Annotated in this window: 25 protein-coding genes, 1 other RNA gene and 1 other annotated feature; all 26 genes read right to left on the minus strand. The window is 36.4% G+C overall.

Features of this window, described 5'->3' with window-relative positions; all coding sequences use genetic code 11:
* Positions 1–26: 26 nt before the first annotated feature.
* Positions 27–1,277: a bifunctional glutamate N-acetyltransferase/amino-acid acetyltransferase ArgJ gene (gene argJ, locus BKP56_RS00265; protein ID WP_072693110.1), complete on the minus strand. Its 1,251-nt coding sequence runs from the start codon at positions 1,275–1,277 to the stop codon at positions 27–29.
* A 9-nt stretch (positions 1,278–1,286) separates the two neighbouring features.
* Positions 1,287–2,327: an N-acetyl-gamma-glutamyl-phosphate reductase gene (argC, locus tag BKP56_RS00270; RefSeq protein WP_072693111.1), complete on the minus strand. Its 1,041-nt coding sequence runs from the start codon at positions 2,325–2,327 to the stop codon at positions 1,287–1,289.
* Positions 2,324–3,595, minus strand: a complete 1,272-nt coding sequence (locus BKP56_RS00275; RefSeq protein WP_072693113.1) for an argininosuccinate synthase — start codon at positions 3,593–3,595, stop codon at positions 2,324–2,326. Before BKP56_RS00275 ends, argC begins: the two co-directional genes overlap by 4 nt.
* A 399-nt stretch (positions 3,596–3,994) precedes the next feature.
* Positions 3,995–4,266 (minus strand) — a binding site (T-box leader).
* A gap of 216 nt (positions 4,267–4,482) precedes the next feature.
* A complete protein-coding gene (locus tag BKP56_RS00280) occupies positions 4,483–5,430 on the minus strand; it encodes an NAD(P)-dependent oxidoreductase (RefSeq protein ID WP_072693115.1) in 948 nt (315 codons plus the stop codon).
* A gap of 120 nt (positions 5,431–5,550) precedes the next feature.
* The gene (locus tag BKP56_RS00285) at positions 5,551–6,333 is read right to left on the minus strand and encodes a hypothetical protein (protein WP_072693116.1); all 783 of its coding nucleotides are present in this window, start codon (positions 6,331–6,333) and stop codon (positions 5,551–5,553) included.
* Between the two features lie 63 nt (positions 6,334–6,396).
* A complete protein-coding gene (rsmI, locus tag BKP56_RS00290; protein ID WP_072693118.1) occupies positions 6,397–7,272 on the minus strand; it encodes a 16S rRNA (cytidine(1402)-2'-O)-methyltransferase in 876 nt (291 codons plus the stop codon).
* Positions 7,250–7,603 carry a GIY-YIG nuclease family protein gene (locus BKP56_RS00295; RefSeq protein WP_072693138.1) on the minus strand — a complete coding sequence of 118 codons (354 nt, stop codon included), beginning with the start codon at positions 7,601–7,603 and terminating at the stop codon, positions 7,250–7,252. Before BKP56_RS00295 ends, rsmI begins: the two co-directional genes overlap by 23 nt.
* Positions 7,578–8,300 carry a tRNA1(Val) (adenine(37)-N6)-methyltransferase gene (locus BKP56_RS00300; protein ID WP_072695870.1) on the minus strand — a complete coding sequence of 241 codons (723 nt, stop codon included), beginning with the start codon at positions 8,298–8,300 and terminating at the stop codon, positions 7,578–7,580. Before BKP56_RS00300 ends, BKP56_RS00295 begins: the two co-directional genes overlap by 26 nt.
* 470 nt (positions 8,301–8,770) lie before the next feature.
* A complete protein-coding gene (locus tag BKP56_RS00305; protein WP_072693140.1) occupies positions 8,771–9,688 on the minus strand; it encodes a YtnP family quorum-quenching lactonase in 918 nt (305 codons plus the stop codon).
* Positions 9,689–9,832: 144 nt separating this feature from the next.
* Positions 9,833–11,188 carry an APC family permease gene (locus tag BKP56_RS00310; RefSeq protein ID WP_156849191.1) on the minus strand — a complete coding sequence of 452 codons (1,356 nt, stop codon included), beginning with the start codon at positions 11,186–11,188 and terminating at the stop codon, positions 9,833–9,835.
* A gap of 239 nt (positions 11,189–11,427) precedes the next feature.
* Positions 11,428–11,988 carry an anaerobic ribonucleoside-triphosphate reductase activating protein gene (gene nrdG, locus BKP56_RS00315; protein WP_072693141.1) on the minus strand — a complete coding sequence of 187 codons (561 nt, stop codon included), beginning with the start codon at positions 11,986–11,988 and terminating at the stop codon, positions 11,428–11,430.
* Positions 11,978–14,182 carry an anaerobic ribonucleoside-triphosphate reductase gene (gene nrdD, locus BKP56_RS00320; RefSeq protein ID WP_072693143.1) on the minus strand — a complete coding sequence of 735 codons (2,205 nt, stop codon included), beginning with the start codon at positions 14,180–14,182 and terminating at the stop codon, positions 11,978–11,980. The genes nrdG and nrdD overlap by 11 nt, the downstream gene beginning before the upstream one ends.
* 116 nt (positions 14,183–14,298) lie before the next feature.
* Positions 14,299–15,258, minus strand: coding sequence for a class 1b ribonucleoside-diphosphate reductase subunit beta (nrdF, locus tag BKP56_RS00325; protein ID WP_072693145.1), 960 nt, complete (start codon positions 15,256–15,258; stop codon positions 14,299–14,301).
* Positions 15,259–15,376: 118 nt separating this feature from the next.
* Positions 15,377–17,563, minus strand: a complete 2,187-nt coding sequence (nrdE, locus tag BKP56_RS00330; protein ID WP_232226907.1) for a class 1b ribonucleoside-diphosphate reductase subunit alpha — start codon at positions 17,561–17,563, stop codon at positions 15,377–15,379.
* Positions 17,550–17,921 (minus strand): class Ib ribonucleoside-diphosphate reductase assembly flavoprotein NrdI, encoded by a 372-nt coding sequence (gene nrdI / locus BKP56_RS00335; RefSeq protein ID WP_072693151.1) that lies wholly within the window; start codon positions 17,919–17,921, stop codon positions 17,550–17,552. The genes nrdE and nrdI overlap by 14 nt, the downstream gene beginning before the upstream one ends.
* A 4-nt stretch (positions 17,922–17,925) precedes the next feature.
* Entirely contained in the window at positions 17,926–18,159 is a 234-nt protein-coding gene (nrdH, locus tag BKP56_RS00340; RefSeq protein ID WP_072693153.1) for a glutaredoxin-like protein NrdH, read from the minus strand.
* A gap of 414 nt (positions 18,160–18,573) precedes the next feature.
* Positions 18,574–18,918 carry an initiation-control protein YabA gene (locus BKP56_RS00345; RefSeq protein WP_072693156.1) on the minus strand — a complete coding sequence of 115 codons (345 nt, stop codon included), beginning with the start codon at positions 18,916–18,918 and terminating at the stop codon, positions 18,574–18,576.
* Positions 18,919–19,125: 207 nt separating this feature from the next.
* Positions 19,126–20,109, minus strand: a complete 984-nt coding sequence (gene holB, locus BKP56_RS00350; protein ID WP_072693158.1) for a DNA polymerase III subunit delta' — start codon at positions 20,107–20,109, stop codon at positions 19,126–19,128.
* 18 nt (positions 20,110–20,127) lie between these two features.
* Positions 20,128–20,457: a cyclic-di-AMP receptor gene (locus BKP56_RS00355; protein WP_072693160.1), complete on the minus strand. Its 330-nt coding sequence runs from the start codon at positions 20,455–20,457 to the stop codon at positions 20,128–20,130.
* 15 nt (positions 20,458–20,472) lie between these two features.
* Positions 20,473–21,129 carry a dTMP kinase gene (gene tmk, locus BKP56_RS00360; RefSeq protein WP_198033959.1) on the minus strand — a complete coding sequence of 219 codons (657 nt, stop codon included), beginning with the start codon at positions 21,127–21,129 and terminating at the stop codon, positions 20,473–20,475.
* 172 nt (positions 21,130–21,301) lie between these two features.
* Positions 21,302–21,520, minus strand: coding sequence for a YaaL family protein (locus BKP56_RS00365; RefSeq protein WP_072693164.1), 219 nt, complete (start codon positions 21,518–21,520; stop codon positions 21,302–21,304).
* A gap of 11 nt (positions 21,521–21,531) precedes the next feature.
* On the minus strand, positions 21,532–22,128 hold the full coding sequence (recR, locus tag BKP56_RS00370) for a recombination mediator RecR (RefSeq protein WP_072693166.1): 597 nt from the start codon (positions 22,126–22,128) through the stop codon (positions 21,532–21,534).
* 71 nt (positions 22,129–22,199) lie between these two features.
* Entirely contained in the window at positions 22,200–22,514 is a 315-nt protein-coding gene (locus BKP56_RS00375) for a YbaB/EbfC family nucleoid-associated protein (protein WP_072693168.1), read from the minus strand.
* Between the two features lie 32 nt (positions 22,515–22,546).
* Entirely contained in the window at positions 22,547–24,283 is a 1,737-nt protein-coding gene (gene dnaX, locus BKP56_RS00380; protein ID WP_072693169.1) for a DNA polymerase III subunit gamma/tau, read from the minus strand.
* Between the two features lie 249 nt (positions 24,284–24,532).
* Positions 24,533–24,619, minus strand: an RNA gene (gene ffs, locus BKP56_RS00385) — signal recognition particle sRNA small type.
* A gap of 62 nt (positions 24,620–24,681) precedes the next feature.
* Entirely contained in the window at positions 24,682–25,956 is a 1,275-nt protein-coding gene (locus BKP56_RS00390; RefSeq protein ID WP_072693171.1) for a cytochrome P450, read from the minus strand.
* Positions 25,957–26,424 lie beyond the last annotated feature (468 nt).

Raw genomic sequence — 26,424 nt, forward strand, 5'->3', positions numbered from 1 at the left:
TTGGCTCCTTCTTTTGCCTAAACACCTTATGTTCTATAGGCACTATTAATTTTTATATAGTCATATGTGAGGTCGCAGCCCCAGGCAGTCGCCTGACTTTTACCTTCATACAAATAAATATCAATACTCAGTCTATCTGTTCCTAGAATCTCAAATGCTTTTACTTCGTCAAATGACACAGTCGAACCTTCTTCACACACACAGACACTCTGGTAATTTTCTGATCTCAGATAAATATCCAGGTTGTGATAGTCAAACTCCGCATCGCTGTATCCGATTGCGCATAATAAACGACCCACATTTGCGTCTCGTCCATATACTGCAGTCTTGACCAAACTACTACTGATTACCTGTTTCGCTATTGCTTTTGCCTGCAATTTATCTGCTGCTTCTAGTACATTGCAGGTAATTAGCGTACTCGCCCCTTCTCCGTCTTCTGCAATTGCAATAGCAAGTTCTATACACACTAGATGCAAGGCTTCTTTAAATACTTGCAGAGCAGGTTCTGCTTCTGATTGAATCAGCTGATTCCCGGCTTCACCGTTTGCTAATATCGTAACCATATCATTTGTTGAAGTATCTCCATCCACACTGATCATATTAAAGGTATCCTTTACAACCTCTTTTAAAGTTATCTGAAGCAGTTCTGGTTCAATAGCTAAATCTGTCGTAATAAATCCAAGCATTGTAGCCATATTCGGATGAATCATGCCGCTGCCTTTTGAAATCCCGCCGAGTCTTACAGTTGTATTTTCAAGTTCAAATTCTACTGCATATTCTTTTATATCGGTATCGGTTGTCAATATGGCTTGAGCTGCTTCACTCCCGTCTTCTTCATCAAGCTGTTCTACTAAATCATTCATACCATCCTTGAATGGTTCGATGCTCAGTGGCTGACCAATCACACCAGTAGAGGCAACTAGAACATCCTCTTTTTTGATTTCAAGCGCATCCCCAACTAATGCACAGACTTCATTTGCAATTTCTTCTCCATTTGCGTTACAAGTATTGGCATTGCCACTATTACAGATAATGGCTTGAGCTCTGCCGTTTATACTGTGTGCTTTGGTAACTTGTATCGGAGCACCTTTTACTTTATTCTGTGTATAAACACTAGCTGTACTGCTGATTGTTTTACTATAGATCAATGCAAGGTCTTTTCTTTTCTTTTTGAATCCCGCATGCACTCCCGAAGCCATAAATCCTTGAGGTGCACATACATTTCCTTGGATTAGTTTAAACTGATTTTCTTTTTTATGTTTGATTAGGGTTTCCATTTTTCCACCTCAAAACGATGGGGCTACCATCGACAGTCCTTTAGTTTCATCAATTCCCAACATTAGATTGAAATTCTGTACTGCTTGACCTGCAGCACCTTTTTGCATATTGTCAATGACACTGACTATGATCAATCGATTGGTTCTTTCGTCTATTGTTAATCCTATCTGACAATGGTTGGAATGTTGTACATGGCTGATATCTGGTAATTTGCCTGCTTTCAATACCGTTACAAACGGTTCATCTTCGTACCAGTTTTCATATGTTGGCTGAATACTTTTTGCATCGACTCCATCTAAGATATCCACATACATTGTGGATAAGATTCCCCTGTTGACTGGTAGCAGGTGCGGAACGAAGGATACCTTGGTTTCTCCAGCTCCCATAAGATTCAATTTTTCTTCGATTTCTGGTGTGTGTCGATGGGTCGCCACTTTGTAGGCATTAAACCCTTCATTCTTCATTGCATAATTTGTACCTTTTGAGAGAGCTTTACCCGCTCCTGTCACACCTGACTTTGCGTCAATAATCAGACTGTCTGGATCAACCAATTTCTTTGAGATCGCTGGATATAGTCCCAGTAATATACTCGTGGGATAACATCCTGGATTAGCTACTAACTTTGTCCTTTTAATTTCTTCACGATTCATTTCTGGAAGCCCATAGACCGCCTGCTCATGTAGTGCTGGAAATTCAACGTCCACTCCATACCACTCTTTATACACATCAAGATTTTTCAGACGAAAATCTGCGCCGACGTCAACGACTTTTTTGTTCTGATCCATACACTGCTTGACTAAATTTTCGCTTTCTCCATGTGGTAAACATATAAACAAGATGTCTGACCGATCAATTACTGTGTCATTTTCTTCAAACTTTTGATCATATTGAGCAGTAAAAGCAGGATACAATTCTGAAATTGCTTTTCCGACATGATTTATGGAGGATAACCCAGATATTTCTACTTCTGGATGCTTGAGCAGGATACCAGTTAATTCAGCTCCAACAAATCCGCTTGCTCCGATTACACCGACTTTGATTTTGCTCATGCCTTAATTCCTTCCTCTTTCAAAATAAAGCTACTGTTTACTTGCTTTGCGAGTTGTGTCTTCTTTTTCATTTCAGCATGAATGACACTTGATAATCCATATAGATTGATAAATCCAGCGGCGTCTCCTTGATTGTAGACATCGTCGTCATCAAAGGTTGCAAAAGCTTCTGAATACAAGCTATAGGGTGAATCCACACTTGAAATAATCACATTCCCTTTATATAATTTCAGCTTCACAGTGCCTGTAACAGTCTGTTGAGTTTCATTTATGAATGCATCCAAAGCCTGCTTTAGTGGTGTAAAATACTGACCGTTATATATAATATTGGCATATTTCTGAGCCAGCTCTTGTTTATATTGAAGCGTCTCTTTATCCAAAGTAATCATTTCTAGCTGCTCATGTGCAAAATAAAGCAGCGTTCCACCGGGTGTTTCATATACACCACGGCTTTTCATTCCGACTAGACGATTTTCTATCATATCCAGAATCCCTATAGCATTTTCTCCACCAATTTTATTTAGAGCTTTGATTAATTTTACGCCACCTAGTTCTTTTCCGTCGATTGCTACTGGAACGCCCTGCTCAAAGTCAATACTTACATATGTTGGCTTATCTGGAGCTTTTTCTGGAGTAACACTCATTTCTAAAATCGAATAATACTTCGGTTCATTCAATGGATCTTCTAAATCTAACCCTTCATGAGACAAGTGCCACAAATTCTTGTCTTTGGAGTAATTCGTTTCACGAGAAATCTTCAATGGGATTTCATGTTTTTCTGCATAATCGATTGCCTCTTCACGAGAAGTGATTTCCCACGTTCTCCATGGAGCAATAATATCTAGTTCAGGAGCTAAAGCTTTAATTCCCATCTCAAATCGAACCTGATCATTTCCTTTTCCAGTACAACCATGACAAATGGCATCTGCACCTTCTTGTTTTGCTATTTCTACGAGAGCTTTGGCAATGACTGGACGAGCCGTTGCTGTGCCTAACAGATATTTATTCTCATAGATGGCACCTGCTTTTAATGTTGGAAAAATGGAATCATAAACAAATTCTTCTTCCACTTCAGCTAGATAAAACTTTGAAGCACCTGTCTTCAAAGCTTTTTCTTCTAGTCCTTCTAGTTCGTCTTCTTGCCCGACATTAGCTGTAACTGCAATAATATCGCAGTTATAATGTGCCTTTAACCAATGGATGATTACGGAAGTATCTAATCCTCCTGAATAAGCTAGTACGATTTTTTTGTATTGTTTGTCAGTCATGATGCATACTCCTTTTTTTAATTTTTGTTTTAATTTTTAAAAATGTGTATTAAGAAAAGCTAAGTACACCGTTCAGCCCTGAAAAGAAAATCTAAAACCTCATAGGAAGCGTCGACCTCCCTAAAGGTCGTCGACATAACATATCTGTAACTCACATCCGTTCGAACAGCTATGTCAATAAGCATCCCGCGCAATTGCTCTAGCCGTTTGAATGAAGTGAATTACGGATAGAGTACTAGACGAGCGCAGCTAGAGTAGTCTCCGATGCCATGATCGTTTGAACAAAGTGAATTACGAACATGGTACTAGGCGTAACAAATGTGGAACGTAGGCCGTTATCTTTTTCTCGAAGGGTTGGTGTGTGAAGCTAGACAATAAAAAAAACGCCTGCTGTTTTTACACAGAGACGATTTAAATCGCGGTACCACTCTACTTGCAGACAAATATTTACTAACGGGTGTCTGCCACCTCAGTACATTAACGCTGTATGACGGCTGTTTCTCCTTCTCCTGCCCAGACCTTACTTGTCCCAGACAGTACGATTCAAAACAGCATCTTCCAAGTGCGGTTCAATGAGTTTTTCATGCCGATCTTCCACTCTGTATCGGCTCGCTGATTGCCATAGGCATTTATGAAAGTATCTCATCTACTCTCTTGTTCATTGATGTTATGAAGTAGTCTACATCAGCCAATTTTCTATGTCAACTGTTTTATTATCTTTTTTGAATATTTTGCACTGTTTAATAAATTAAATCGCCATTTTAAGTATATTTATACATTTTTTTATTTATAAAATTCAAAACAAAAAACGATTGTGCAATTACTATAGAAACAGTAATTGCACAATCGTTTAAACTTTTATTAAATATATCATTGTTTAGCAGTGCTTAATAGCCGCGAGAGTAATCTACTAAATTAATAGGTAATTCTTCTCCGTTCACGTAGGCTTTTAAGTTTTTTTCAAATATCGGAAAGAGACTTTTACTGTAATCCTCTAATCTACCAGCAATGTGCGGCGTAATCAATACATCTTCACGATTCCAAAGTGGATGATCGTTTGGTAAGGGTTCTTCGTGAAATACATCCAATCCGGCATAAGCAATATTAGAGTCCAATGCTTCCAGTAAAGCATCTGTATCTACTGTTCCACCACGACCGACATTAATAAATATACTTTGATCTTTCATTTGTTTAAATAAATTTTTATCAAACAACTTATCAGTTTCATCTGTCATCGGAAGAATATTCACTACAATATCTGCGTGTCCAATTACATTCTCTAAATCATCCTGGGTATATTGTTCATCCATATGCTCCACTTCACCACCACTGCGATTGATACCAATCGTTTTCATATCAAAAGCATGAGCAACTTTACCAGTTTGTTTTCCAATCTCTCCAGTACCCACGATTATCATTGTCTTACCACTTAACTCTAGTAATGTGTCGACTGATATCCATTCACTTTTCAATTGTGCTTTTAAAGAAATATCCATTCCTCTTGTATAATTAAGTAACATTCCGAAGACAGACTCTGCAATACCATTCGAGTGAATTCCGCTTGAATTTGTTAGCAAAATGTCTTGTTTCTTCAATTTCTCCTGGTCTAAATAATCTACGCCAGCAGAAGCCACCTGTATCCATTTTACCTGATTCGCTGAATGGTCGATCAGTTTATTCCCATCTTCACTTTTCCAACCATATACTACCTCTATATCTTCTAGATTATCTGCTTCTTCAAGTGAAGAAATCAGTTTATAATCAGGTGCTAATTCTTTTATTTTTTCTTCTTGCTGCGCTGTAAGGTTACGCCATGTCAAAATTGTTTGAGTCATTTCTTCCACCCCTTTTTTAATATTATGACATAGCTTTTGTAAAATTTCTATGATGTCGTATTTTTAAGATAAAAAAAGGATATACCTAGTATCGGTATATCCTTTTTAATTGAAGTATGGCTATTCAACATCCTGATATTCTCCAGTTACTGAATCCAGTTTTTCGATAGAGTCAGTCTGCAAGTCATATCGATATAACCCAATTAAATTAGACCATTCTACTCCGTCTTGTTTTACGGTTTCTCTTACCTCAATAGAAACCCATTGATTATCTGTTCTATCTACAAAGATTGAATAATTTTCGTTATTTAATTCTAGACGATCTACAGATTGGGTAAAAGCGTAGTCTTCTGCTTCTTTATCTGTGGCAAATGTTTTTTGATCTTGTGTTTCAGTTTCTTCTGTAGCAGTTTCCTCAGAATTAGTTTCTGCTTCAGCTTTTTCTTCTTTTTCAGCTAGCCAATTACCCAGCTCTTCATCTGTTGCATCTTCTATAGATTTACCTGTAGCAGCCAGATACTCTTCTCCTAGTACACTTGACTGACGTTCTGTCTGATATTCAGTTTTATCTGAAGATGCACTGGCCACTTCCCTTGCTTGTTCGGCTTGGGTCAAATTCACTTCTTCTAATAAGCTTTCTGCTTCTGACTGAATATCTGGATACTCTGTCAAATCTTCTTTCAATAAAAGAGATAGCGTTCCAGCTGCTTCATCCAATTTTTCTGCATCATATTGCACTTTTGCCTGGTCCAGCATTGTTTGATAGTCATTATTTACATTTGTTTCAGTATTCGTAGTTTGCTCAGATTCCGGCTCCATCGCTGACTCTTCTGTGTCATTACTGCACGCAGCTAAAGTAGCTCCAATAGTTAAAAATGCCACTAATCTAGTCCATTTTTTCATTGAAATAGCCTCCTTCATTTATTTATATTATACTGTATCTTTTTCAAGAATACTATCTAGTATTTATAACTCGTGATAAGCAGAATAAACTTCTCTTTTTTGTACATTTCTAAGTTGCGCCACTTTTTTAATAGCTGCTTTACTCGTTACGTCCTGCTTGTCGATTATTTTTTCAACATGCTCTTTTAATGTCCAGTTTGTCCATTCCGCCTCTTGTTCATCTAAATCAGGGCTTTTATTTCCTTCTACAATGATACAGAATTCCCCTCTAATCTGTTCGTTCTGTGCCCATTTAAATACTTCAGAAACTGAACCACGAATAAATTCTTCATATCGCTTCGTCAATTCCCTCGCTAGAACAATTTTACGTTCAGATCCAAGTACAGGTTCCATTTGTTCCAACATCGTTTTCAATCTGTGAGGTGATTCATAAAAAATCAGTGTTTCTTGACGATTTTTCAAATTTTCCAGTTCTAACTGTAGATCCTTTTTCTTTCTTGATAAGAATCCATAGAAGCAGAAAGGCTGTGGTGCGATTCCAGAGGCAATTAAAGCAGGTAAGGCAGCATTTGCACCCGGTAATGGAACAACAGCTATTCCTGCTTCTATAGCTGACTTCACTAAGTCAACTCCCGGGTCACTAATTGATGGCATTCCGGCATCGCTAACCTGTGCCACTGTTTCTCCAGCTAGCATTCTTTCTACTAATTGAGTCGTTCTTTCTTTAGAGTTATGTTCATGAAAACTGATTTGTTTTGTTTCTATCTCAAAATGATTCAATAACTTTTGTGTATTTCTAGTGTCTTCAGCCGCAATAATATCTGCTTCTTTTAATAAACGAATCGCTCTAAACGTCATATCTTCCAGATTTCCAATCGGAGTAGGAATTAAGTAGAGAATGCCTTTTTCACTTGTTTCAAAACTCTTCTGTGTCTGCATCATTGGACTCCTCTGTATTATTGATGATTCGATTTAACTGGTCCTTAAATGGAATCGATACACCATTTCTTTTTAAATAATATTCTTTATTTTTACGCGTCAGTTTCTTGAATGCTGCTTCAGCTTTTGTTGCTTCACTTCTGGAAACATAGCTTTCTGCATAAATCATTCGTACAGGTCTCCTATAAGCTGGACGTGTATATTTTGCACCTGTGCCGGTATTATGTTCTTTCAGTCTACGGTCCAGGTTTGTTGTATACCCACCATAAAGTGTATCATCTTTACAAAGCAGTACATAAAAGTAACTAGCTTTCTTTTCTGTTGCTTCCATATATCATCCTTCTAACTTCTGGTAAATATTCATCTTGCTGATCAAATACATATAATGGTGGAAGAACCGTAAATCCAGTTTCTTTGCCATTTTTTATTCCTTCGATCAGCAGCATGTTAGCCTCTTTATGTTCTTTGGGATAAACAAATCTGACTCGCTTTGGTACGAGATTAACTTCTCGCATAGCATCTAAAATTTCAAGAAACCGTTCCGGTCTATGCACAAAATATGCTTTTCCTTTTGTTTTTAATAAAAAAGCAGTCGCTTTCATAAGTTCTTGCAAATTCAAGTAGAGCTCATGTCTAGCGATTGCCAGATGCTGATTAGGATTTTTGGCACTTTCCTTTGTATGTTTGAAATATGGAGGATTGCAAGTCACCACATCCACTGAGTCATGTCTGATCCAATTTTTTATTTCATTGACGTCTGTATGAATCATATTAACTTTACTTTCCAGCCTATTTAAGCGGATGCTCCTATTCGCCATATCAATTAGTCGCTCCTGAATTTCTACCCCTGTTACTAAGCTCTTTGTCTTTTGGCTCAACATCAAAGCGATTGCTCCATTTCCTGAGCACAAATCCATTATACTCGCGCGATCATGTCTTGGAACCTGAGCAAAATCTCCTAAAAGTACCGCATCTAATGAAAACGAAAAAACAGTGGGACTTTGAATAATCTTCAGGTCATACTGCATCAGTTGATCGATTCGTTCATCATTTCTAAGTAAATCTTCCACTTGTTCGCTTCCTTATCTATTCATTTATTCCAGTATACCAAAATTCACTTATCAATATTACTCTAGAATTGACAAAAGCCCCTCCAATTAAGGAGCGGCTCTCTAATTAAAAATAAATGACTTATACAGTGATTTTCGTGCTAAAATACTATTCAAATTATATTACTGAGTTTCTCATTTAAACAACACAGTCCCTACCTCTACTATGTCCTTACAACTCTATAGTTGCGCCAGATCGATTAAACTTCGTTAAAACGATTTTATATAATGTTTCATATTTATTCCTAATATAATTCTATTATACCATATTCTACTAATAAATCAATTTTCAAAACCTTTGCAAATTCTCTATAAACACTTTGATTCTACAGTTTATAAAGTGTGATATGATTCTTATTATAAATTTAAATAATTCTATCTGTTAAAAATTACCTTTTTAAGGATCCTCGATCTATTGTTTCATTCTCAGGAATCCAATTAATATACGGTAGTTTAGTTCGTTTGAGAGAACTTATTATATTTTTTCCAGTAGTATCCCATTGGATCATTCGATAGAAAGCATCATGGTAGAATAGGAATTTAGCATTTGCTTCTATTGCTTCTTTCATCCAATACTGTTTTGCTGCAATGGAATCCATTGGATAATCATCAAACCCAAGTACCCACAACGGATTCTGATGAGCATGCGTCGGCATAATATCAGCCATATGCAGTAAAGTCTCTCTTTGCTGAGTTAATTTTACAATCGAGTGCCCCTCACTATGACCTCCAGTATGGAACAATTCGATCCCCGGCACCACTGTAATATGATCATCAAATGTTCTAACCTGATCTTGAATGACTTCCCAGTTCTCTTTCCAGTAAGTACTTTTAGAACGTATATTAGGGTGACGAATTTCGTTCCACTCAACATTATTTACGTAAATTATAGCATTAGGGAAGGTGGAGACATATTTATCTTTAATTAATTGAGTAAGACCACCGGCATGATCAAAATGCATATGGGTCATCAGAACCATATCAATATCATTTGTCGTTATTCCCAATTGAGCCAGGCTTTCTTCTGCTTGTGTTTCTTCCCTCACGCCATAGTTTCTAATCTGTTTTTCAGTCAGCTTCCCTCTACCTACTCCTGCATCAATCAAATAATTTTTCCCTTGATATTGAATTAGAATCGCATCTGTCGGTAACTCTATCTGATTTTTCTCATTTACCGGATATTTTTTTGACCAAAGTGGTTTAGGTACGGGGCCAAACATGGCTCCACCATCCATTGAAGTAATCCCACCATTTATCCATGTCAGTGTCATATCATGAAAGTCCATTGAATCTAATTCCAGTACCATATAATTATCCCCTTTTTTAAACTAGCCATTCTTATTTTATAACTACAGGAGCTACTGGCTAAATTATACTAAAAATAAAGATCCCTATGCAAAAAACGCTCAAAAGTAATTTATCTTCTGAGCGCTCTAATTTATTTCATTATTTTATACTTCTACAACTTTTTTCTGATAATAGAAATAGCCCGCAATACAAATCAGCAGAGAAAAGATCAAAAAGAATGGCACGAATGTTGGATTTGAGAAAATACCACCTATCAAGATTACCATTGCCCCAATCGTCCCAAATACTGGCGCAATATATCCTAAGAATATACTCTGAACAATACCTTCTCGTTTTAGTTGAATGACTTTAAGGTAAAGTACTGCATAAGCGAGATAGCTGAAAACAATTGCAATCTCACTAACGTCCCCGCCTGATAACAATCCTGTCTTTTGAGTAAGGTAATGTAGCAGCATCCATACGAGACTAATCATATAAGCTGCCGTAGCAGAAGAAGGTGATAGTTCACTTTTCGGATCTATTTCTGCTATCTTATCACTCATCGGAATCATATTCTTCATTGCCAACGCCTGCGGTAAACGGATAAATCCCAATGTCAAACCATTAACCACACCTAGTACTGCAATTAATACGAATGTCAACATGATCGATTCTCCATTTGCTCCTAAAATGGCTGTTCCGATCTGGTTAATTGCAGCATCTCCTGTGGAAAGGATATATTCTTCACCTACAATTGCTACTGTCCCTAAGAAGTATGCTAGATAAACTGCTAGCACAATCAATGGCCCAATCGTTAATGCAATCGGCATATTACGTTTAGCATTTTTCACTTCTGGAGTAATGGTTGTTGAAATAACCCAGCCTTCAAAAGAAAAGGCCATAGGAGCAAGCGCCGCTAACCATCCTAGCCCAACTGAACTTGTTCCAATTGCTGCAATTCCACTTGGTATTTCCGGTGTAGGCGAACTCCAAAACAGCCCTACAACTCCAATACCAATCAACGGAACCATTTTGATCAAGGTTGTCAAATTCTGAAATCTTCCACCTGTTTTAAGCGAAAGATAATTTAATGAAAAAAGAAAAGTTAAATAAACTAATCCAATACCTATTTGCATCTCCAGTGTTGTTGAAAGTCCAAATAGCATCGTCGTATAAATTCCCGCGACCCAGGCCACTACGACCGTTATCGTTGGAAAGTAGATCCATAACTGAAACCAGCCAAATGCACTTGCAGCTGACGAAGAAATAAATTCTTCAAAGTAGCCTACAACACCACCAGTTTTTGAAGTTCTACTTGCCAGTTCTGTTAAAGTAATACTTCCGAAAATAACACAGAAAGCTCCAATTAAAAATACAATAATTCCTAAGAAAACATTACCACCTGTGTATGTTAAAATGTCGTCTGCTTTAAAAAAGATACCAGAACCTACACATATACCTACAATCATAGATAATGCTGTTAATAATCCGTAATGCTGCTTTATACTTTTATCTTCCACTATTTATCTCCTTAAAATCTGAATATATTATCTATACTTTTTATTTTTGAAGTTGATTTCATTATATAAAGTATACAACAGAATATACCAGAAATCAGGGTTCAAGAAAAGCAAGTTTTCATCCTTACTTCATTAAACTCTAAACAAATTCTCTACATTTTCTTTTTTAATATAAAAACATTAAGAGCAGCAAGACTTTCGAGTAATTTTTTGAAAGCTGCTCTTAATGTTTTAGAAGTTTATTTATAGGCCCCATCATTCCATAACTTTACTGTTTCTGTTTTTAAAGATTGCTGAACGTCAATTATTCTCTGATTTGAACTTCCTCTAAATGCTAAGTTTAAATCTTTTTTATCAAGTTCAAAGCGACCATCGACTATAACATCTAAATAAGTGAGCAATGTCTGTTTATCTTCAGTTCCCCGCATCAATTCATCCCATGTGTAACCTGTCCAAGACCAGATGTCTTTTGCTGATCCAAATTCTTCTCGGATACGTCGACATAGTTGTATCGTAACACCTGTATTCAAAAATGGTTCTCCACCAAGCAGTGTAAGGCCTTGACAGTATTCAGCTCGTAAATCTTCTACAATTCTATCTTCTAATTCTTTGGAATACGGTTGCCCATAAGTAAAATTTTGGGCAACTTTGTTATAGCATCCTTTACAGGCAAACGGGCAACCACTGACATAAATACTGCATCTAACACCTTCTCCATCTACAAAATTGTAAGGTTTATAGTCTGCAATATAATGCTTACTGAACTGATCTGAGGTCCAGGCTACTGGATCAGTTGGCATTCACGTCAGATCCTTTCATATGCTTCAATCTTGAAGAGATTTCTTTATGTCGTCCATCTACCATTGGCCTTTTTTGAGGATTTCCAAGATAACCACATGTTCTTTTAACGACATCACAAGTCTCCGGATCCGTATTCCCGCATTCAGGACATTTAAAGCCATGTTCAGTAGGAGTGAAGTCTCCTTCAAACCCACACTTATAACAGTGATCAATTGGTGTATTAGTTCCTAAATATCCAACTTTATCGTAAGCAAAATCCCATACAGTTTCTAATGCTTTTAAGTTTGTTTGTAATTTTGGATATTCACAATAATGAATGAATCCTCCACTAGTATAAGGAGCATATTCTTTCTCAAATTCAATCTTTTCAAATGGTGTCGGATTTTTTCGGACATCATAATGAAAGCTGTTTGTGTAATAGCCTTTGTCCGTTATATCTTTAACTATACCAAATTTTTCTTTATCTAATTTACAGAAACGATCTGTCAGGCTTTCACTTGGCGTAGAATATACACTAATATGCAAATTAGTCTCTTCACTCCAGCTGTCGGCTGTCTGTTTGAGTTTTCGAATAATATCCAGTGTAAATGCTTTAGCTTCTTTATTTTCTTCCCATTCACCACCATAAAACACTGTAGCGACTTCATACAATCCTATATATCCTAGAGAGGCTGTAGCCCTTCTGTTCAAGAATAATTCACTGACACTCTGCTCTTTTGTTAGTCGTTTGCCGAATGCACCGTGCATATACAATATAGGGGCATTTTCTGGTGTAGCATCCATCACCCGTTCAGCTTTAAAAATCAGGGCATCATGAAGAGTATCAAGTCTTTCTTCTAGTAATGACCATAATTTTTCCTGATCTCCTTTTGCCTCCAATGCTATTCGAGGTAAATTCAAGGTAACGACCCCGAGATTCATTCTTCCAGAGTTGATTTCTTGGCCTTGCTCATCTTTCCATCCTTGTAAGAATGAGCGACATCCCATTGGCGCTTTGAAACTTCCAGTCAATTCAACAATTTTATCATAAGATAATATATCTGGATACATTCTTTTAGCTGAGCAAGCTAATGCAAGCTGTTTGATTTTATAATTAGGATCTTCCGGATTCAAATTAATGCCACGCTTTAAAGTAAAAATCAGTTTGGGAAAGATCGCTGTTCGCTTTTCTTTTCCCAAGCCTTTCAAGCGTACTTTTAAAATAGATTTTTGGATTTCCCGCTCTAGCCAGTTCGTACCTAATCCAAATCCCACACTTGTAAATGGTGTTTGTCCTTGAGAAGTATAAAGTGTATTAATTTCATACTCTAAACTTTGCATGGCATCATATATGTCTTTTTTTGTTTTCTCGACTGCATACTCTTGTCTCTTTACTTTATCATCTATCCATTTTTCTGCTGTTTGCTGATGTTTTTTATAATTCAGTTTTGCATAAGGTGCCAGTACTTCATCAATACGATCAAAGCTGCACCCGCCATATTGACTGGAAGCTACATTAGCTATGATCTGAGCTGTTTGTGCAGTTGCAGTCTGTATAGACTGGGGTGAATCAACTTCTGCATTACCGATTTGAAATCCTTTTTCAAACATTTCTTTAAAGTCGATCAAACAGCAATTACTCATAGGGGAATAAGGCGTATAATCTAGATCATGATAGTGAATTTCACCTTTTTCATGCGCGTTCGCAACATGTTCTGGCAGCATCTTCAATCCAACTGCCTTACCCACTATTCCAGCCGTTAAATCTCGTTGTGTATTGAACACATTGCTGTCTTTGTTTGCATTCTCATTGACGATACTTTTATCTTTTATTAGTAAACTTTGAATCATTTTGTTTACATCTCGCCGATTTTGTCTTTCGCTTAACTTATTTTCTTTTTCTTCATTATACGAAATAATCAATTTTGGATGCCCTGATTCATTCATTACCTTTTTTAAAATGTGTTCAATTTCACATGTTTTGATGAAAGGTGACACTCTTACTGCTATTTTTTCTTCTATTTTATCTTTAATTATATTTAGCTCATTATCGGTCAACTGTACATTATTCTGTCTTGCTGATTCTATATAAATTCTCAGGACTTTATTTAAATTGAAAGATTGTGTACGACCATCTTGTTTTAATACTTTTAATTTATTTTCTACTTTCTCTTCTAGTAGGATCGTCTCGTTTTCTTTATATGTAGTCTGCATTTATTCTGCCCCTCTCAATTATTTTGTTCCTTTGGTTGTTTTTTCACAAACACTATCAAAAGTATATCCTGCTTAAAATCATAAGCAGGAAATACTTTTCAGTTAACACGATCAATCTAATACCATTTAACGTAGTCTTCATCTTCCATAGTTTCAACCATTCCCAGTAGATAGCCATTCCCTACTTGAGAGAAGAAATCATGATTGCTGGTTCCTGTGGAAATTCCATTCATTATAATGGGATCAACGTCTTCTGATGTATCTGGAAACAAGGGATCAAAACCTAAATTCTGTAAGGCCTTATTGGCGTTGTATCTTAAGAATACCCCAACACGTTCTGTCCAGCCAATTGCACCGTATAGATACTCTGTATATTCCATTTCGTTCTCATATAGCTTGAATAATAATTCATATGTCCAGTTTTTTAATTCTTCTTGTTCAGGTTCAGATAATTGATTATAGCCAATCTGAAACTTATATCCAATGTATGTGCCGTGTACTGACTCATCTCTTAGGATCAGCTTGATAATCTCAGCTACGTTTGTCATTTTACTGTTCCCCAAATAATGAAGTGGTGCAAAGAATCCAGAATAAAACAAGAATGATTCCAAAAAAACACTAGCAACTTTTTTCTGTAAATTTGTACCTTCTTGATAAATCGCATTGATAATTTGAGCTTTTTTCTGAAGCATTTCATTTGAATGTGTCCATTCAAAAATTTGATCAATCTCAGATTTAGTGTTTAATGTGCTAAAAATCGCACTATAGCTTTTTGCGTGCATAGATTCCATGAACTCAATATTATTATATACTGCTTCTTCATGTTGAGTACGAATACTCTTCTTCAATGCTTCGATCCCATCCTGAGATTGTAAAGTATCTAGTAATGTTAATCCTCCGAATACTTTAGCAATCATATCTTTCTCATCAAAAGATAACTTTTGCCAGTCACTCAAATCATTGGACAATGGAATACGAGTATCAGTCCAGAATTGTTCTACCAATTTTTCCCATGTCAGTTTATCAACCATATCTTCGATCTGATTCCAGTTAATGGCTTTATACGTTTCAGTCATTTTATTCTCCTTGTCCATATCCTTTGCTCTGTCTGAGTCATTTACAGCATACAAGGAAATCCCTATAAAAGAACAATATAGCTTTTCAGGGATTTACTCCTGTACGTTTTGACGTGACTTATATCGTGCAGCTTTCACATGCATTTGATCCGATTTCTTCTGCATCGTCCGTAAACGTACGAACATAGTAGATAGACTTAATCCCTTTTTTATGGGCGTAGTGTCTTAAAATATTCAAATCACGCGTTGTCTGTTTTGTTGTCTTGCCTGCTTTCCATTCATAAATACCTGCTGGAATTTCTGACCTCATGAACAAAGTCAAACTCATTCCCTGGTCCACATGTTTTTGAGCTGCAGCATAGATATCAATGACTTTACGCATGTCCATATCATAAGCACTCTTATAATAAGGCATCGTTTCATTTGATAAGTATGGTGCTGGGTAATAAGTTTTACCAGTCAGTTTTTCTTGACGTTCTTCTACTAAACGGGTGATAGGATGAATACTAGCAGATGTTTCATTCACATAACTGATTGACCCTGTTGGAGCAACAGCCATGCGGTATTGGTGATATAATCCGGATTCCTGGACAGATTCTTTAAGTGTATCCCAGTCAGATGATGTTGGAATACTGATACCACGTTCTTCAAAAATTGCTGCAACTTTCTCTGAAGCAAAATTAAAATCTTCTTTTGTATAGTTATCAAAGTAAGTCCCATTTGCATAATCCGATTTATCAAAATCATAAAATACCTGATTACGCTCTTTTGCAATCTTATTGCTGGCTTTCAATGTATAATAGTTCAGCAGCAAAAAGTACGCATCTGTAAACTCTACTGATTCAGGTGATCCGTAATGCATTTGATTTAGTGCAAAAAATGTATGCAGTCCCATGGCTCCTAAACCAATCGTATGATATCTATCATTTCCATTTTTCACAGAAGGAACAGCTTCGATATTTGAGCGATCTGTGACATAGGTCAATGCACGTACCATTGTATCCACTGAACCCTCGAAATCTGGAGTAGTCATCAAATTCACTACATTTGTCGACCCCAAATTACAGCTAATATCAGTACCAAGAGATTCATATTCTTGATTATCTTTGATTATAGATGGTTCTTGTATTTGCAGTACTTCACTACACAAGTTACTCATTGTAATTGTACCGTATACCGGATTCGCCTTGTTCGCTGTATCAATATTGATTACATATGGATAACCAGATTCCTGTTGCAGCTTGGAGATTTCATTTTCTAGCTCACGAGCTTTGATTTTAGTTTTCTTGATTTCGGGATTTGCGACCATATTGTCGTATTCTTTAGAAATATCTACATAAGCAAATGGTTCACCATAGATTCTTTCTACATCATATGGGCTAAATAGATACATATCTTCATTGCGAGCAGCCAAATCGTAGAATTTATCTGGTACCACGACGCCTAGAGAAAGGGTTTTAACGCGAACTTTTTCATCCGCATTTTCCTTTTTAGTTGATAGAAAACTCATAATGTCCGGATGGAATAAATTCAGATATACTGCACCAGCACCATTTCTTTGTCCTAACTGGTTGGAATAACTAAAGCTGTCTTCCAGCAACTTCATAACCGGTAAAACACCGCTGGATGCATTTTCGATTTTTTTGATTGGATCTCCGGCAGCTCTAAGGTTCGTCAAGTTGACCCCGACACCTCCACCAATACGAGACAATTGAAGTGCTGAATTGATCGCACGACCGATACTATTCATATCATCTGTCGTCTGAATCAGGAAACAAGAAACTAATTCTCCACGTCGTTTTCTTCCAGCGTTCAAGAAAGTCGGTGTCGCTGGCTGATAACGCTGATGAATGATTTCGTCTGCAATCTTTCTTGCAAGTGTTTCATCCCCATTTGCTAAATACAGAGCATTAAAGCCGATACGATCTTCAAATCTTTCTAGGAATCGATTACCATCATTTGTTTTAAGCGCATATTGAGTATAGAACTTATACGCAGACATAAATGAACGAAAACGGAATTTCTGATTATATAAATCTTCAAATAATTCAGTGATAAATGACCTTGAATATTGAGATAGAAAAGGTTCTTCAATAAAATCATGTTCAATCAGATAATCAATTTTTTCATTGATACTATCGAATTTAACAGTATTAGGGTTTACATGTTCAATAAAGTAAGCTCTAACCGCTTCTCGGTCTTTATGAAGCGGAATTTGATTATTTACTGGTCGATTGATTTCATTGTTTAATTGAAAATACGTCACTTCTTTAGGTATTTCTTTTACTGGACTAGTTGAAGCCAAGATCATCCACCGCTTTCTTTAATTTTTTCACGTCTACTTCATTCCCTTGAAATTCAAAGCTGTGAAGCAGAGGCACATTATAATCTTTCGCTAGATCTTTTGCTGTAAAAACAAATAGCTGACCAAAATTAATATTTCCTCCGCCAGCTACTCCTTTTAGAAAAGATTCATTATGTTCTGTCTCAATAAAGTCATTTAGAATTTCCGTCACTTCCTTATCGTATGTAGGAGTAATGACGATGTAAGGCTCATTTATAGTAATGAAAGGATTTGTTGGAGTTATTTCCAACAAATCCATCCCAAGTTTATTTACGAATTTTCTTGTCTGGCCAGTTAAAGAAAGATAAACTACTTTCATGGCACTACGCTAACTGATTCAGCATATCAGGACGAAATCCGTTGAATGCTTCTAGTCCTTCAGCAATAACAACTGGTAAAGAACTAAATCCTAAGCTTTTCACTTCTTCAATTGCTGCTTCATTTTCAGCAATATCTTTAACTTCGTAAGAGATTCCTTTATCTTCTAAATATTTTTTAGTAAAGTTGCATTGCATACAATTAGGTTTTGAATAGACAATAACTGGTTTATTTGACATGATGATTTCCTCCTAAATAAATGAAAATTACTGCGTCGATTTCGTTCGATATCTTTGTGAATTTCTCTGTGAATTAATTTACTTCAGCCAATGAGCTCATCTATATATAGTGATTAGCGCTAACTGTTCGCCATCCTGTTTCAGCGCTAAGCTCGCTTGGTATCGTATCTATTATTTTACATGACTTCAGATTTTTTTCAAGCACAAAACACTGTATGTAGAAAATTAATTTAACGAGAACACAATATGTTGTGTCAAGACACAAAAAGACACTCTCGCTTTTTTTGCTCAATTTAACAAGCAAAACGAGAGTGTACAAGGAGTTGCACTAATAATATACTTTTTTGTTTTTTTCGATAACCACTATATATAGTATCTAAAAAATTATATATTTTTCTGATCCGACTGACTACTTTATTTTCGCTCTCCATAAATAACTTCCAAACAAAATGCGCATGGTTCGTCTCCATCTCTTCTGGAACCATAAAAAAGATTACATACATGAAATCCATCTTCATATATCTTTTCTAGATTCATTCGAGATTTAGTCATTCCCGTATCGCTAATTTGTTTTTCAATGGACTGCTGCTTGATGACTTCAGCTAATCTGTCTCGTAAATGCTGGTTCTCCATACTCAAAGCATGGTTCTCTTCGGTTAACTGAGACAGCTCTTGTTTTACTTGCTTGAGTGTCTTCAGAGTGGCTTCTGCTTGGGATTCCAACTCGGAAAATGTGTCATGTAATTCCTTTTTATTCATTGTACACCACTTTTTCATTTCTACAGATTTCTTCACGTTTGATTTCGACTTGAATATTTTAAACGGTCGAGCAGTTAAAAAATTGAATTGGCGATATAGTATCTTTTAATAGCATAACACGATTAGAATTGAATTGGCAAACACTCAATAAAGAAAAATATAAAATCTCAGTCATTATCTGTATTTATATGCTTACTCTTTTTAAATTTAACTAAAAACTATCTGTAATGCAATATCTTCGAAAACACCTTGGGCTGCTACGTTACTATTTAGCTTCTTTTTTGCTTCAAGTAGTTGTTCTAAAACTTCAATTAGTTTTCTGCTGGATAACTGAGCAGCAAATTGTTTCATATTGGATTCTTGATTCAAAAATGCCAATGTGACTGAATCTGAATACGTCAAATTAAGAAGATCTCGATATATAATAATCAGCAGATCAATAACAAATTGATAAGATTCTCTCTCTTTGACCGTACTCATCAGTTCTGTCTGTACAAAAATAAATGCCTGTTCATCCTGCTTAGCTAAAAGTTTGAACCAATTCCAGACAGTCTTAACTGTATCCTGGAACTCTTCATCATTTGCGAGTTCGATTGCTTTATCAGCATCGTGAGTAACTCTAGAAGTTAAAGAAGCTTGTGACAAAGTCAATCCTCTGGCTTCTAGTTCCCGAATTCTTTTTTCAAGAGACTGGACTGGGAAATGAATGACTTGGCATCTAGAAAGAATGGTCGGCAAAAGTCTCTGCTTTGCTGTAGTTAAAAGCAGTGCTGTTGTTTCACCATCGGGTTCTTCCAGAAATTTCAGCAAACTGTTAGCAGCATTCTGGGTCATCTTTTCAACATCTTCGATAATAAACAACTTTCTTTTACTCTCTACTCCACTTTTAGAAAATTCCGCTTTCAATTCTCTGACTTGCGCTACTTTGATTGATAATCCATCTGGTTTGATTTCAATAATATCTGGATGCTGATGCGTATCAATCCTCTGGCACTGATGGCAAGTGCCGCATGGCTCATTATGCTCAAAATAATTGGGACAAAAAAGAGCTTTTGCGATCCACAATGCCATTTCTTTTTTTCCAGCTCCAGCAACACCTTCAAATAAATAAGCATGCTGTATAGTCTGGTTTTGAATCATTTTAGAAAATAATTCATGGATATTAGCTTGCTTTTTAACAATGGTAGACATTAGACGTCTCCCCTAGCTTTAAAATTGTTGGAATTGTTCGATTGGAAGAACAAATAATGTTGCTCCTCCTACTTCTATATCTACCGGATATGTCAAGTCAGATTCTAATGTAAAATCATAAGAAGGCGGGCTCATCATCGTTTGACTTCTAGTTGAACAATTTTCTTTAATCAGAGCTAATACACTTTCTACTCTACGGTCTTCCACTCCAATTAAAAAAGTTGTATTTCCGGCACGTAGAAACCCTCCTGTAGAAGATAGTTTTGTTGCACGGAAGCCTTTCTCTACAAATTCATCGGCAAGTCTTTTGCTGTCTTGATTTTGAACGATCGCTACTATCAATTTCATGTTTTTCATCCTTCCTTAATCGTTATCTTGATTCTTATACTCTTCTATTGCTGTTTCAAGTGCATCAAGTGCATTCTTGTACACGCTATCCTGGTCCAAGCTTGCATCAATAACACGGAAGCGATTCGGGTCTTTTTCAATTAGTAAATGATAGGCCTTGCTTACTTCTTCATGAAATGTCACAGCTTCTAATTCTAGTCTATCCTGTGTTCTTTTAGATTTTTTGTCCTTAATCCTCTTTAATCCTACTTCTGCATCTACGTCTAGATAAAGGGTAATATCCGGTTTTAGTCCTTCTATCGCAAATTCATTTATAGCCATTACCTTTTCCATGCCAATTCCTCTAGCTTGTCCTTGGTAGGCTATTGAACTGTCAACAAAACGGTCACATAATACAACTTCCCCTCTTGATAAAGCCGGTAGGATTTTCTCTACCACATGCTGTCTACGACTAGCTGCGTAAAGTAATGCTTCTGTTCTAGCATCCATTGCCAAATATGCCGGATTCAAAATAAGCTTGCGAATTTCTTCAGCAATTTCACTGCCTCCAGGCTCACGAGTTACAACAAGAGGATGATTGATCATGGATTGGATGGTCGGAACCAGCCGTTTGACTAAACCAGATTTTCCCGCTCCATCTGGTCCTTCTATTGTAATAAACATACCTGTCACATTTATTTCCTCAATTCTAAAATAATTATCCTATTTAGTTTATTATACGTGAGATTCATCCCTATTGTCTATGGATTTTATAAAAGGATTTTCTCAGAGATTTTTCTATATAAATAAAAAAAGCAAATGTCTATTTCCAGCGACACTTGCTTTTTCATTTAATATTAGTCAACTAATTTCCTTTTATTTTTCTCACTTTTGCCTCTTTGAATAAATAAAAGTATTTTGCCTGAGCTAGTTTGCGTTCTGCTTTAAGTTTTGGATGTTCTTCTACGATAATTTCTTCCATCACTTTAGAATTTTCCCACAGTGCTTTTTGATGTTGCATTAAAGATAAAAGTTTTTCGTCATATTCTTTTCTCAGTTTTGACTTTCTTTTAAACAATCCCATTTCATCTTCTCCTACATATCCCTGCGGCCTTCAACTGCTTTAAGCAGAGTTACTTCATCAGCATATTCTATATCGCTTCCTACTGATAGACCATGCGCCAGACGCGTGACTTTAATGCCTGATGGTTTAATCAAACGCGACAAGTACATTGCTGTAGCCTCTCCTTCAGCTGTAGCATTGGTTGCAATAATGACTTCCTTTACTTCTTCGTTTTGAAGTCGTTTAATTAAATCCGGTATATTGATATCTTCCGGACCTGTTCCCTCAATAGGAGACAATACTCCGTGAAGTACATGATACAAGCCTTTAAATTCCTGCATTTTTTCCATTGAAATGACATCTTTGGGATGTTCAACAACTAGGATCAATGACTGATCTCTGCTTTTATCTTGACAGATTTCACAAGGGTCTTGTTCGGTCATATTTCCGCATATTGAACAGTAATGCAGATCTCGTTTGACACTAATTAGGGATCTGGCAAAGCCGGTCACATCGTCTTCGTTCATATTAACTGTATAAAAAGCCAGGCGGGCAGCTGTTTTCTCCCCAATTCCTGGCAATTTCATATAACTTTCCATTAATTTCGAGATCGGTTCTGGATAATGCATGACCGTCTCCTTTCTAAAAAGATACTCTCAATCAAAGATTGTGTTAATTGGCTTCTACTTGAATCTCAGTGTTACATTCCAGGCATACCTTTAGTATATTTCCCCATTACACGTTCTGTTTCTGCATCTACTTTTTGAAGAGCATCATTTACTGCAAGCAGCACAAGATCTTCAATAATTTCTACATCTTCAGGATCGACAATTTCTTCTTTGATTAAAACTTTTTTTAATTTTTTATCACCTGTAAAAGTCACAGTTACCAGGTCATCATTAGCTGATCCTGTAAATTCTGTCTGATTCAATGTTTCTTGAGCTATTCCCATTTCTTTTTGCATTTTCTGCATTTTCTTCATCATACCTTGCATATTTCCCATTCCACCGCGCATTATTCATTCTCCTTTATTAATTATTATAATTTTTATTCTTCGATTTTAACGATTTGCTCTCCAAAAATCTTAAGTGCTTCTGATACAATCGGCTCGGTTTCAAGTTCTCTTTTATCTTCTGGAGAAAATGTTTCTGACTGAGTATCGCTAGTATCGGCAGATTCTTCCTTCATACTTTTAATGAATTCCTGACGGATAACTGGCCATTGTTCAGCAGGAACACTAATTAATTCAGCTTTATGTCCAATAACTTTTTCAAGATATTCACCAATAGTATTTAACAGAAGTTTATCGTTAGTTGCTCTCTCACATAGAATATCATAATCAAAGGTCACAACCAACCCTTGAGCACTCGCTGCTACAGGGGTTGAAGTATTCATAATAGCTTTTTGACTTGCTTCCAGCACATTCATCAAATCCGGCCAGACATCTTTCAATTGGGCTAAGTCCTTTTTTGTCGCTTTTTCAAGGACTCTATATACGGATGGACGGTTGACTTTAAAGACTAGGCTGCTTTTAGATCTTTTCGGCTTGGATGGAGATAGTTTTACGGTGCCTTCATTCCCAGCCATATTCTGAACCAGCTTCTGCATATCTGCTAATTGTTTTTTTAAATCTGAGATTTCTGCAGATGACGTAGTATCTTCTTCAAGAAAATTTTTAGAATTTTCTCTTTTTGAAGAAGGTTTAGTGGGTTGTGTTAGTCTGACTGTTGCTACTTCAAGATAAACTTCAGCATGGCTGGATAATCTCATTTCTTGCTGCGTCTGGTTAAATACTTGTATCACTTCGTATAAAAGCGGTGAAGCCACTTCGTTTGAAAGTTGTATAAACTCATCATCTGCTTTTCCCATTTTTAATAACACATCTGTTTGTGCTGTTTGATAGAGCAAAACATCTCTGCTGAATAGAATCATATCTTCTACAAAGCGGCTAGGGTCTTTCCCTTCAGCAATCAGTTCATGGAGAATGTTTAAACCCTGTTCAGTTTGCTGAGTATAAAGCGCACGGATATACTCAATCAAAAGTTCTTGAGTAATACTACCGGTTATTCTCATTGCATCTTCTGTTTTCAGTTTCCCTTCAGAGAATGATAAGGCTTGGTCTAAAATGCTTAACGCATCCCGCATACCTCCCTCTGCCGCTTTCGATATAGTAGTCAGTGCATCTAATTCAAATTCTACTTCTTTTTGATTCAGAATATATTGCATTCGACTAATGATATCTTGAGGAGATATCCGCCTAAAATCAAATCTTTGTGTTCTGGAAATGATTGTTAAAGGAATCTTGTGAGGTTCCGTCGTTGCCAGAATAAATATGACATTAGCAGGAGGTTCTTCAAGTGTTTTCAATAAGGCATTAAATGCCCCCATTGACAACATATGAACCTCATCGATAATATACACTTTGTATTCTGCTTGCGTGGGAGCATAGTTTGCTTTGTCTCGGATATCACGAATCTCTTCAACCCCATTGTTACTTGCTGCGTCGATTTCAATAACATCTCCAAGTTTTCCTTGGCTGATCGACTGACAAATCTCACAGTCATTACAAGGTTCACCATCTTTAACATGTGGACAGTTGATTGCTTTGGCAAAAATTTTGGCTGCACTCGTCTTGCCTGTACCACGAGGTCCCGTAAACAAATACGCATGACTCGTTTTATCTTGTACAATCGCATTTCTCAGAGTCTTTGTAATTGCCTGTTGTCCAGCAATATCTCCAAATTTTTGCGGACGCCAGACGCGGTACAATGCTTGATAGCTCATGATTCCCCTCTTCTCTACTATAATTTTACTGCATTAGATGATCGCTTTATAAAATTTATACTTACGGTTTTCTATTTTGATTTCTCTACTCTTCATTATAAGCGAAATCAGAGTGAATGAGAAATAGATTTTGTATATTTTTATTCAATTTACCCTTTTATAGAAACTATGCATAAACAGAAAAAAGATGCCCTAATAAAAGGAACATCTCTTTTCTTATATGCACAACTATCAATTGTTCATAACTATGTATACACATAACACATGGAGGAATGTACTTAGTGCTGCTTCCTTCCGGACCTGACACGGTTCATACACCCGCCATTGTCATGCGGCCTTTCGGCACTTTTAATTATACTATAGATAGAACAATTTTTCTAGTACTATTTTAAATTATCTTAACCTTTATACTGAATATTTTCAAAAATCATTCCACTTTTAGGTGTTGTCGGCATGTTGACTAAACTAAATCCAACATCTTGTTCCGGAACGGTATAATCAATTTTGTTGACTAAGAAATCCGTGATTATTTCCATTGCCCGTACTGTATTCCATTCTCCTGGACATCGATGACCAGCAGAATAACTACCTCCGCCTTGTGCCAATAATCTAAACTGAATCTGATCAGTAGGACTCTCATGCCAATTGCTGAATCGCTCTGGCTTGAAGTCTTCAGGATTTTCCCAAACTCTTGGGTCATGGTTCGTTCCATAAAAATCAAATATTGTTAAAGTATCTTTTTCAAACTGATAGCCATTCCATATGAAGTCTTTTCGCGTAATGGCACCATTGAATGGGAAGAACGGATAATATCGTCTGATTTCTTGAATAAACATATGCAGGTAGTAAGGATTTTCTCCATTCAATTTATTTTTTTCTTCCGGAAACTGCTGTAAGGTTAACGCCGTGAATGCAAAGTATAAAGCAATTGCAACAGAAGGTCGAATAACATTCAGTAATTCTACTGCCGCAGTTTTCAAGTCCAATAGCTCTCCGTCTAATTCTTTATGCCAAGCTATCTGGTATAACGCTGTATCTTCGTCTGGTTGAAGTGTTCCTTCTCTTACCTGCTCAATTAATCCAGAAACCCATTTTTCTCCTTTGATCCTACCGATTCGTCCTTCGATATGGCGTTTACTTACAGCAACAGGTGATTCAATCATACTGATCAATTGCTCTGTCCGTTTATCAATTTCTTTATCTTTTAATGGAACACCACACCATTCACATGCAGCTTGGGTCAGCACTTTCTGGCTTTCTTTATAAAAGTTGATCGAATCTTTTCTGATCCATTCTTTTGTAGCAATGTATAGATATTTCTCCACTAATTTTGCCCAGATTTCAATACGTTCTTTAGACATAAGATCTAAAAACATCTTTTTGCGATGACGATGTGCTTCATCATCTAACTGTTGAACACCACCTTGACCAAGCAAAGTCGATACAGCAGGTTCTGGAGCAGCACCTTCACGCTTAAATTTATCTTCATCATAAAATAGTTCTGCTGCTTCTTCTCCTCCTAGTAATATTGCTTCTTGCCCGAGGACTCTAGTTTTAACTGCATCAGATTGATATGCTTTTCGACGATTGGGTATATACAAATACCCTTCTCTTAATAATCTCAATCCATTTTCAATTCCTTTTTCTCTAGGAAATGGTTTGACTTTTTGCATGGCTTTCTCCTCCTAAATAAATATCTGATTCAACTATAACTTTATTCATCTATTCATTTAGTATATTCTTACTCGGTATGTAGTTTCAAACATTTCTCCTCGAAGGAAAAGTCCCTTATTTCTAATGGTACTTTCTGACGGAGTTAATTTGGAATAAAGATAAATGTAACCAAAATTTATCAAAATAGTTTTATTAAATACTACTAGTAATTTTTGATAGTGCTAATCAAATAAACATCTATGTAGAACGTTTCCTCTTTCGATGTACTAGAGTATATCTTGCGCGTCTTTTAAGGTTAATGGACATGAATACAAATGTGATGTTTCTATTGTGCTATATTTTACGTAAATCATTTCTAATTTTGATATTTTCCACACTCTTTCTACAAGTTTCAATCATCTTGTCATCTACTTACCCTAGTATTTATTCTTCTGATAAATTTGCTACATGCTTCTGTTTTTATTCTC

The sequence above is a fragment of the Marinilactibacillus sp. 15R genome (genome assembly GCF_001895285.1).
Lineage (GTDB): Bacteria > Bacillota > Bacilli > Lactobacillales > Carnobacteriaceae_A > Marinilactibacillus > Marinilactibacillus piezotolerans.

Bases quoted from the DNA above. Each gene is read 5' to 3' on its own strand.
- argJ (WP_072693110.1), bottom strand. From the start codon at position 1,277: ATGGAAACCCTAATCAAACATAAAAAAGAAAATCAGTTTAAACTAATC.
- argC (WP_072693111.1), bottom strand. From the start codon at position 2,327: ATGAGCAAAATCAAAGTCGGTGTAATCGGAGCAAGCGGATTTGTTGGA.
- BKP56_RS00275 (WP_072693113.1), bottom strand. From the start codon at position 3,595: ATGACTGACAAACAATACAAAAAAATCGTACTAGCTTATTCAGGAGGA.
- BKP56_RS00280 (WP_072693115.1), bottom strand. From the start codon at position 5,430: ATGACTCAAACAATTTTGACATGGCGTAACCTTACAGCGCAGCAAGAA.
- BKP56_RS00285 (WP_072693116.1), bottom strand. From the start codon at position 6,333: ATGAAAAAATGGACTAGATTAGTGGCATTTTTAACTATTGGAGCTACT.
- rsmI (WP_072693118.1), bottom strand. From the start codon at position 7,272: ATGCAGACACAGAAGAGTTTTGAAACAAGTGAAAAAGGCATTCTCTAC.
- BKP56_RS00295 (WP_072693138.1), bottom strand. From the start codon at position 7,603: ATGGAAGCAACAGAAAAGAAAGCTAGTTACTTTTATGTACTGCTTTGT.
- BKP56_RS00300 (WP_072695870.1), bottom strand. From the start codon at position 8,300: ATGCAGTATGACCTGAAGATTATTCAAAGTCCCACTGTTTTTTCGTTT.
- BKP56_RS00305 (WP_072693140.1), bottom strand. From the start codon at position 9,688: ATGGTACTGGAATTAGATTCAATGGACTTTCATGATATGACACTGACA.
- nrdG (WP_072693141.1), bottom strand. From the start codon at position 11,988: ATGCCAACTGATCCAGTAGCCTGGACCTCAGATCAGTTCAGTAAGCAT.
- nrdD (WP_072693143.1), bottom strand. From the start codon at position 14,182: ATGCAGACTACATATAAAGAAAACGAGACGATCCTACTAGAAGAGAAA.
- nrdF (WP_072693145.1), bottom strand. From the start codon at position 15,258: ATGACTGAAACGTATAAAGCCATTAACTGGAATCAGATCGAAGATATG.
- nrdI (WP_072693151.1), bottom strand. From the start codon at position 17,921: ATGAAAGTAGTTTATCTTTCTTTAACTGGCCAGACAAGAAAATTCGTA.
- nrdH (WP_072693153.1), bottom strand. From the start codon at position 18,159: ATGTCAAATAAACCAGTTATTGTCTATTCAAAACCTAATTGTATGCAA.
- BKP56_RS00345 (WP_072693156.1), bottom strand. From the start codon at position 18,918: ATGAATAAAAAGGAATTACATGACACATTTTCCGAGTTGGAATCCCAA.
- holB (WP_072693158.1), bottom strand. From the start codon at position 20,109: ATGTCTACCATTGTTAAAAAGCAAGCTAATATCCATGAATTATTTTCT.
- BKP56_RS00355 (WP_072693160.1), bottom strand. From the start codon at position 20,457: ATGAAATTGATAGTAGCGATCGTTCAAAATCAAGACAGCAAAAGACTT.
- BKP56_RS00365 (WP_072693164.1), bottom strand. From the start codon at position 21,520: ATGGGATTGTTTAAAAGAAAGTCAAAACTGAGAAAAGAATATGACGAA.
- recR (WP_072693166.1), bottom strand. From the start codon at position 22,128: ATGCATTATCCAGAACCGATCTCGAAATTAATGGAAAGTTATATGAAA.
- BKP56_RS00375 (WP_072693168.1), bottom strand. From the start codon at position 22,514: ATGCGCGGTGGAATGGGAAATATGCAAGGTATGATGAAGAAAATGCAG.
- dnaX (WP_072693169.1), bottom strand. From the start codon at position 24,283: ATGAGCTATCAAGCATTGTACCGCGTCTGGCGTCCGCAAAAATTTGGA.
- BKP56_RS00390 (WP_072693171.1), bottom strand. From the start codon at position 25,956: ATGCAAAAAGTCAAACCATTTCCTAGAGAAAAAGGAATTGAAAATGGA.